At 64.0% G+C, this 6647-nt stretch carries 8 protein-coding genes; 3 read left to right on the top strand and 5 right to left on the bottom strand.

Going from position 1 to position 6647, the window contains the following annotated elements:
* From AC5DC2_RS17125 to AC5DC2_RS17145, 5 genes are all read right to left on the bottom strand, one after another.
* Nucleotides 1-412, bottom strand: a 412-nt coding sequence (locus AC5DC2_RS17125) for a 2-keto-4-pentenoate hydratase (protein WP_491699347.1), incomplete at its 3' end; no start/stop codon positions are given.
* A 9-nt stretch (nucleotides 413-421) separates the two neighbouring features.
* A complete protein-coding gene (locus AC5DC2_RS17130) occupies nucleotides 422-1897 on the bottom strand; it encodes a 2-hydroxymuconic semialdehyde dehydrogenase (protein WP_491699348.1) in 1476 nt (491 codons plus the stop codon).
* Nucleotides 1898-1936: 39 nt separating this feature from the next.
* A complete protein-coding gene (locus AC5DC2_RS17135) occupies nucleotides 1937-2368 on the bottom strand; it encodes a GlcG/HbpS family heme-binding protein (protein ID WP_491699349.1) in 432 nt (143 codons plus the stop codon).
* Entirely contained in the window at nucleotides 2368-3288 is a 921-nt protein-coding gene (locus AC5DC2_RS17140; RefSeq protein ID WP_491699350.1) for a catechol 2,3-dioxygenase, read from the bottom strand. The genes AC5DC2_RS17135 and AC5DC2_RS17140 overlap by 1 nt, the downstream gene beginning before the upstream one ends.
* 24 nt (nucleotides 3289-3312) lie before the next feature.
* On the bottom strand, nucleotides 3313-3678 hold the full coding sequence (locus AC5DC2_RS17145; RefSeq protein ID WP_491699351.1) for a 2Fe-2S iron-sulfur cluster-binding protein: 366 nt from the start codon (nucleotides 3676-3678) through the stop codon (nucleotides 3313-3315).
* Nucleotides 3679-3864: 186 nt separating this feature from the next.
* Between AC5DC2_RS17145 and AC5DC2_RS17150 the strand changes: the two genes are divergently transcribed.
* From AC5DC2_RS17150 to AC5DC2_RS17160, 3 genes are all read left to right on the top strand, one after another.
* A complete protein-coding gene (locus tag AC5DC2_RS17150; protein ID WP_161633052.1) occupies nucleotides 3865-4581 on the top strand; it encodes a GntR family transcriptional regulator in 717 nt (238 codons plus the stop codon).
* Nucleotides 4582-4590: 9 nt separating this feature from the next.
* Nucleotides 4591-5124, top strand: coding sequence for a redoxin domain-containing protein (locus AC5DC2_RS17155; RefSeq protein WP_491699352.1), 534 nt, complete (start codon nucleotides 4591-4593; stop codon nucleotides 5122-5124).
* A 245-nt stretch (nucleotides 5125-5369) separates the two neighbouring features.
* Nucleotides 5370-6647 (top strand): ABC transporter substrate-binding protein, encoded by a 1278-nt coding sequence (locus AC5DC2_RS17160; protein ID WP_491699353.1) that lies wholly within the window; start codon nucleotides 5370-5372, stop codon nucleotides 6645-6647.

A 6647-nucleotide genomic window follows, 5' to 3' on the forward strand; every position in this document is an offset into this window, starting at 1 on the left:
CCGGTACGACGTAACCGATGGAGGCCATCAGATCGACCATGGTGATGAAGCCGCCGGTCAGAGGCGCCGCGATCACATAGGCGATCTCGGCCTCGACCTTCGGCTGCATGACGCGCGCGAAGGCGATTTCCTCGCCGTCCATCACCTCCATGTCGGCAAACAGCATGCCGTAATCGGGTTGGCCGACGCCGAGCTGCTTCTGCACTGCCTTCGAGGTCAGGCCGATCTTGCGGCCGGAGAGCTGGCGCTCCTCGCCGCCCAGCCAGCGCCTGGTGTTGATTTCCTGCACGGCATAGGCCGCCGCCACGTCGCCCTCGTCGAGGAGGTCGCGGATCGGTGCGGTTGTCTCGCCCGCCTGCCAGGCCTGCCAGAGGCGATCGGCGGCCTGTTGAATGTTTTCTTCGCTGCTCATGATGTTGTCCTAGAGTTTGATGCAGACATTCGTCAGCTCCGAGTAGAATTCGAGGCCGTGAACGCCGCCCTCGCGGCCGATGCCCGACTGTTTGGAACCGCCGAAGGCGGTCCTCAGATCGCGCAGGAACCAGGAATTGACCCAGACGATGCCTGCCTCGATCCGGCGCGCGACGCGATGGGCGCGCGTCAGGTTCTCCGTCCAGACGGCACTGGCCAGCCCGTATTCGGTGTCATTGGCAAGGCGGATCGCCTCCTCTTCGGTATCGAAGGGCGCGATATGGCAGACCGGGCCGAAGACTTCCTCGCGGACGATGCGGGCGCTTTCCGGCAGGCCGGTGAAGATGGTCGGCTCGACCCATGCGCCGCCGGCAAGCTCCTCGTCCATGTCGGGCACGCCGCCGCCGGTGACGACCGTCGCGCCGTCCTTCTTTGCAAGGTCGAAATAGGAGAGCACCTTTTCGCGGTGTCCCTGCGAGATCAGCGGCCCGAGACTGGTGCCGGCCTCGTCGGGCGCGCCGAGCCTCAGGCCCTCGGCCTCTTTTTTCAGCCGCGCGACGAACGCGTCGAAGATCGTCCGCTCGACATAGAGGCGCTCGGTCCCGAGACAGACCTGGCCGCAATTGGCGAAGACCGAACGCATGGTTCCCTCGATCGCCTTGTCCATGTCGCAGTCGGCGAAGACGATGCCGGCATTCTTGCCGCCGCATTCCATCGAGACCTGGCGCAGGCCCTTGGCGGCCGAGCGCATGATGACTTCGCCGGTGCGGGTCTCGCCGGTAAAGGTGATGGCGTCGACGCCCGGATGCTCGGTGAGATAGGCGCCGGCCGAATCCGGCCCGAAGCCGTGGACGACATTGAAGACGCCCTTCGGAATGCCGGCCTCGTTCATCACCTCGCCGAGGAGCGTCGCCGTCAGCGGCGTTTCCTCGGACGGCTTGACGACGACCGTGTTGCCGCTCGCCAGCGCCGGGCCGACCTTCCAGGTCATCAGAAGAAGCGGCAGGTTCCAGGGCGAGATCACGGCGACGACGCCCTTGGGCTTGCGCACGCCGTAGTTCAGCGCGCCGGCGCCATCGGGCGTATCCAGCATGAAGCTCTCGGTCGGCACGTTTTTCACAAGGTCCGCGAAGATCTTGAAATTGGCCGCGCCGCGCGGAATGTCGACATGGGAGGCAAGGCTTTTCGGCTTGCCGGTGTCGAGGATTTCGGCCTCGAGAAAATCATCGAAACGCCTGGTGATGCCGTCGGCGACAGCGTGGAGCAGGGCGGCGCGCTCCGCGAGCGGCAGATAGCCCCAGGGGCCGGAAAGCGCGGCGCGGGCGGCGGAAACGGCGGCATCCACTTCCGGTCTCAATCCCTCATGCACGATTCCGATCTTGCGCCCGGTCACCGGCGAGACGTTGTCGAAGGTCTTGCCGGAGCTGCCCACGGTATATTCGCCGTCGATGAAGTGCATTGCCTCGCGCAGGTTGATCTTGAGCACGATCGTGATCCTTTATGCTTTTCAAGCCTTTAGTGTTTTCTATTGCTCCCAGAGGCCGATTGCCTGAAGCCCGGCCCGGGCGCAAATCTCGTCCTCATCGGCCGAGGCGCCGGAAACGCCGATGCCGCCGATGAGTTCGCCGTCCGCCCGGATCGGCAGGCCGCCGGGAAAGGCGGCAACGCCCGGCTGGCCGGTGATGCCGGCAAGAACCGCCGGCTCCCCCGCAAGCGCTTCGTAGAAGGCGCCCGTCGCCGCATTGAATCCCGCCGCCGTATAGGCCTTGTCGCGGGCGATCTTGCCGGACGGCAGGAATGCGCCGTCACCCCTTAGGAAGGCGAGGGGATTGCCGCCGGCATCGACGACGCAGGCATTGACCGCGACGCCGAGTTCGATGGCCTTTTCCACCGCCGCGCCCACAGCCTTGTGGGCGGCGGCGGCGGTCAGCCGCAGCGAGGTGCGGGTGACCTCCATCAGGTTACGACCGACAGGAAGGCTTCATTGAGCTGGCGCTCGTAGTAGAAGATGCCGCGACCGACATTGTTGTGATCCCAGACGCGGGTCGGGTGATCCTTGTAGGCGGTGTAGCCGCCGGAGAAGACCTCGTTGCGGTTGCCGGACGGATCGAAGAAATAGATCGTCTGGCCGCGGGTGATGCCGTGACGGGTCGGGCCGAGGTCGCGGCTCATGTCATAACGCGTCATGATGTCGGCCGCGTTGCCGATCGCGTTCCAGTCTTCGAGGAAGAAGGCCAGGTGATGCAGCTTGCCGGGTTCGTCATGCTTGACGAAGGCAATGTCATGCGCCTTGTTCGACACCGTCATCCAGATCGCCAGCGTGCCGTCGGGCAGGTCGACGCGCTCGGGCAGGTGGAAGTCGAGCACCTTGGTGAAGAATTCCTCGACCTGGTCGATATTCGGACCGTAGAGCAGGCAATGGTCCATGCGCTGGGCGCGCATGCCGCGCGGCTCGGTCTTCCAGGTGTAGGGGTTGCGGGTATCCGGGCCGTTGTCGGAGAGCTCCATGTCGGCAAAGAGCTCGATGCGGTGACCGGAGGGGATGGTGAAGCCGATGCGCGGACCGACGCCGGGCTGTTCGCCGGCAGGCACGTCGTCCACCGCCAGGCCCCAGTCCTCGATGCGGCGGCGGAAATTGTCGACGCTGTCCTGGCTGTCGGCCTTGAAGGCGAAATAGTCGATTCCAGCGCGATCGGCCTCGCGCAGCACCACCGAATGGCGATGGAATTCGTCATACCCCTTCAGGTAGACGCGGCCGTCGGCTTCCTTGCTGACGAGTTCGAGGCCGAGCCGGTCCACATAGTGGGTGATCGACTCGTCCATGTCGAGAACGCGCAACTGGGCGATGCCCGGGCGCAGCAGACCTTCCTGAGACATTTTGGCGTTCCTCCTTACCTGTTCTCAGACTTCTTCCCGTTGTCTCTCGTTTCGCGTCTCCTCCGGCGCGCGCGGCGCACGATAGGCGGGTTCAATCACGAGATCGCTCCGGGCAATGAGCCGGCAGGAGAGGGCATAGCCTTCCTCCTGTTCCTGCTCGGAGACGTGATAACGGCTCATTTTCAGGGTTTCGTAGCTTCCGGAGATCACCCGAACCCGGCAGGCGCCGCAGCCGCCGCGACGGCAGCCGATCCTGACGGGCGGATGTTCATGCGACGATGTCGCCCGTTCGATGGACAACAGAACCGGCTCGCCGTCCCTGCAGGAAAAGACCCTTGTGCGGCCGGCGATACGGACCGCGTGTTCCTTCGTGGCGTTGCTCTCGGTCATCTCTCCTCCCGCAGTCGAAACCGATGATCGGAGACTGCGCCCGGCAATCTCGTTTGTCAAACAGAAAAACGATATTTTTGAGTAACCAACCTTAAAAAACGAGATTTTATAATTTTATCGTTGTTTTTGATCGTCGATATGTTAATCATTGAGGAAGACAAGCATGCCGCATGGATTGGAGAGGTCGTGACGCATCTGAAGAAGGTCGAGGAAATCAGCGCCACATCGGGCAGCCGGACGACGATCGAACTCGTCTATGAGGCGCTGCGCCGGGCGATCCTGTGCGGTGAAATCCCGCCGGAAAGCCGGATGCGGGTGGAGGATCTGCGCGCGACCTTCGGGGTCGGCTCGTCGACCGTTCGAGAGGCGCTGTCGCGGCTTCTGGCCGAGAACCTGGTGACCACCGAGGGGCAGCGCGGCTTTCGCGCCGCGACGATCTCGATCGAGGATTTCAAGTCGATCGTCGAGATGCGCGCGCTGCTCGAGGCCCGCGCGGTGCGCCATTCGATCGAGACGGGTGATGACGACTGGGAAAGCGCCTTCGTCGCCGCCCATCACCGCCTGGCAAAGCTCGAGACCGAAGCCGTGGGGCGTGAGGATGAACTGGTCGGTGACTGGGAAAAGCGCAACCGCGCCTTTCATGACGCGATGACGGCGGCCTGCACCAATGTCTGGCTCCTGAACTGCCGGTCCATGCTTTACAGCCATTCGGTCCGCTATCTGCAGATCTCTTTCGCGCAGAAACGGTGCATACCGCGGGACGTGCGCGGCGAACACCAGGCGATCTTCGAGGCGGTGATCGCCCGCGACGCGGCACGCGCCGAGAAACTGACCGCCGACCACATTTTCCGCACCGTTCCCGAGATCGAGGCGCGGCTTGCGGAGATGAAGCTTTCCGCGTGAGGCCCGGCCATGGTCGCGCGGCTTGTTCCGGGTATCGAGGCTCCCTCATTGCGGTGCGAGACCGTCTCGCACGGCCTGTTTGATCTTGCGGTGGACGCACCGGAGGGCGGCACATTCATCGCCTTTCACCGCGGCCGCCACTGCAAGTGGACGCGCAACGCGCTGAAGGAGCTTGACGACCGGATCGGCGATTTCGCCATTCGCGGCATTCGCCTGATCGCCGCATCGGCCGACGGACGGGCCGAGACGGAGCGGCTGAAGGAGGAGATGCAGCTCATTCGCCTGCCGCTCGCCCATTCTCTGGATGTCGCGGCGATTGCCGAAGCCTTCGGGCTCTATGTGACGCGCGCAAGCAGCGAACCGGATGCCCCGGCGCTCAATTTCGAGCCGGCGCAGATCTGGGTGCGGCAGGACAATGTGATCGGCGCGGTTGCGATCCAGAGCGGGCCCAATCTCTGGGCAGACGTGACGAACACGCTGCGCGGCATCGAGAACACGATGAAGAAATTCCCCGAACGGGGGGCAGGCGAAACAGCAGCCTGAGGGGACGGACCCGGCCTTGCCGGGACAGCGCGGACAAGCACAGGCCGGAGCCTCCGGGCGACCGGGAGCAGTCCGCCCGAGAAACAAGCGCGCCGGCGAGCGGGAGGTCGCCGGCCGCATTTGAAGGAACACCATTTCCGAGCCGGTTTCGATTGATCCGCGCGCGCCCGGCGCGCGCGGGATGGGCGAAGCCGTGCCGAAAAGCGGGTTCATGCAGGATCGGACGTTCAGGAGGAGGAAACCCCATGTCCAGAAAATTCATCACGCGCAGGACATTCATCAAGACCACGGGCGTGGCCGGAACGCTGGCCGCAACCGGCGGACTCGCCATGCCGGCGATCGCGGCGCCGAAGACGATCAGGATCGGCTTCGTTTCGCCGGAAACCGGGCCGCTCGCAATCTTTGCCGAGCCGGATCGCTTCACGATCGAGCAGTTCTCCAGGGGGCTTGCCGACGGGCTGATGATCAACGGCACCAAGCACCCCGTCGAGATCATCGTCAAGGACAGCCAGTCGAGCTCGAACCGCGCCTCGTCGGTTGCCCAGGACCTCATCTTCGGCGACCGGGTGGACATTCTCTGCGCCGCCTCCACGCCCGACACCACCAACCCGGTGGCCGACCAGGCCGAACTCAACGGCGTGCCGTGCGTGACCAATGACACGCCCTGGCAGCCGCATTTCTTCGGCCGGCAAGGCGATCCAAAGACCGGCTTCCAATACACCTACCACTTCTTCTGGGGGCTTGAGGACGTGATCTCGACCTTCATCAACATGTGGGACGAGGTGCCGACCAACAAGGTCGTCGGCGCGCTGTGGCCGAACGATCCGGACGGCAACGGCTGGAGCGACAAGACGGTGGGCTTCCCGCCGGTCATGGAAAAGCGCGGCTATTCGCTTGTCGATCCCGGCCGCTTCCAGTCCGGTTCCGACGATTTCTCGGCGCAGATTTCCGCCTTCAAGAATGCCGGCGTCGAAATCGTCACCGGCGTTGTCGTGCCGCCGGACTTCACCAGTTTCTGGACCCAGGCTGCCCAGCAGGGCTTTGCCCCGAAGGTCGTCAATGTGGCGAAGGCCACCGAGTTCCCGCAGGCCGTTGCCGGTCTCGGCCAGCGTGCGGACGGTCTTTCGGTGGAGGTCTGGTGGTCGCCCTATCATCCCTTCTCCTCCGGCTTCACCGGCCAGTCATCGGCCGAGCTTGCCAAGGCCTATGAGGAGGCGACCGGCAATCCCTGGACCATGCCGCTCGGCTTCAAGCACGCTTTGTTCGAGGTCGTGGTCGATTCGCTGAAGCGCACCGAGGACATTTCCGATCCGGATTCGATCGCAAGAGCGATCGCGGCGACCAATTACAATTCCATCGTCGGCCCGATCGATTTCTCCAAGGGGCCGGTTCCCAATGTCGCCAAGACGCCGCTGGTCGGCGGCCAGTGGCACATGGACGGCGACAAGCCGGTTCTCGAGATCGTCGAGAACAATGACCATCCGGAAATCCCGCTCACGGGCGCAATGAAGCCGATCGGCTAA

The sequence above is a fragment of the Martelella sp. genome (genome assembly GCF_984369615.1).

Coding starts and splice junctions, on each gene's coding strand:
- AC5DC2_RS17135 (WP_491699349.1), bottom strand. CDS start 2,368: ATGGAGGTCACCCGCACCTCGCTGCGGCTGACCGCCGCCGCCGCCCAC.
- AC5DC2_RS17140 (WP_491699350.1), bottom strand. CDS start 3,288: ATGTCTCAGGAAGGTCTGCTGCGCCCGGGCATCGCCCAGTTGCGCGTT.
- AC5DC2_RS17145 (WP_491699351.1), bottom strand. CDS start 3,678: ATGACCGAGAGCAACGCCACGAAGGAACACGCGGTCCGTATCGCCGGC.
- AC5DC2_RS17155 (WP_491699352.1), top strand. CDS start 4,591: ATGGTCGCGCGGCTTGTTCCGGGTATCGAGGCTCCCTCATTGCGGTGC.
- AC5DC2_RS17160 (WP_491699353.1), top strand. CDS start 5,370: ATGTCCAGAAAATTCATCACGCGCAGGACATTCATCAAGACCACGGGC.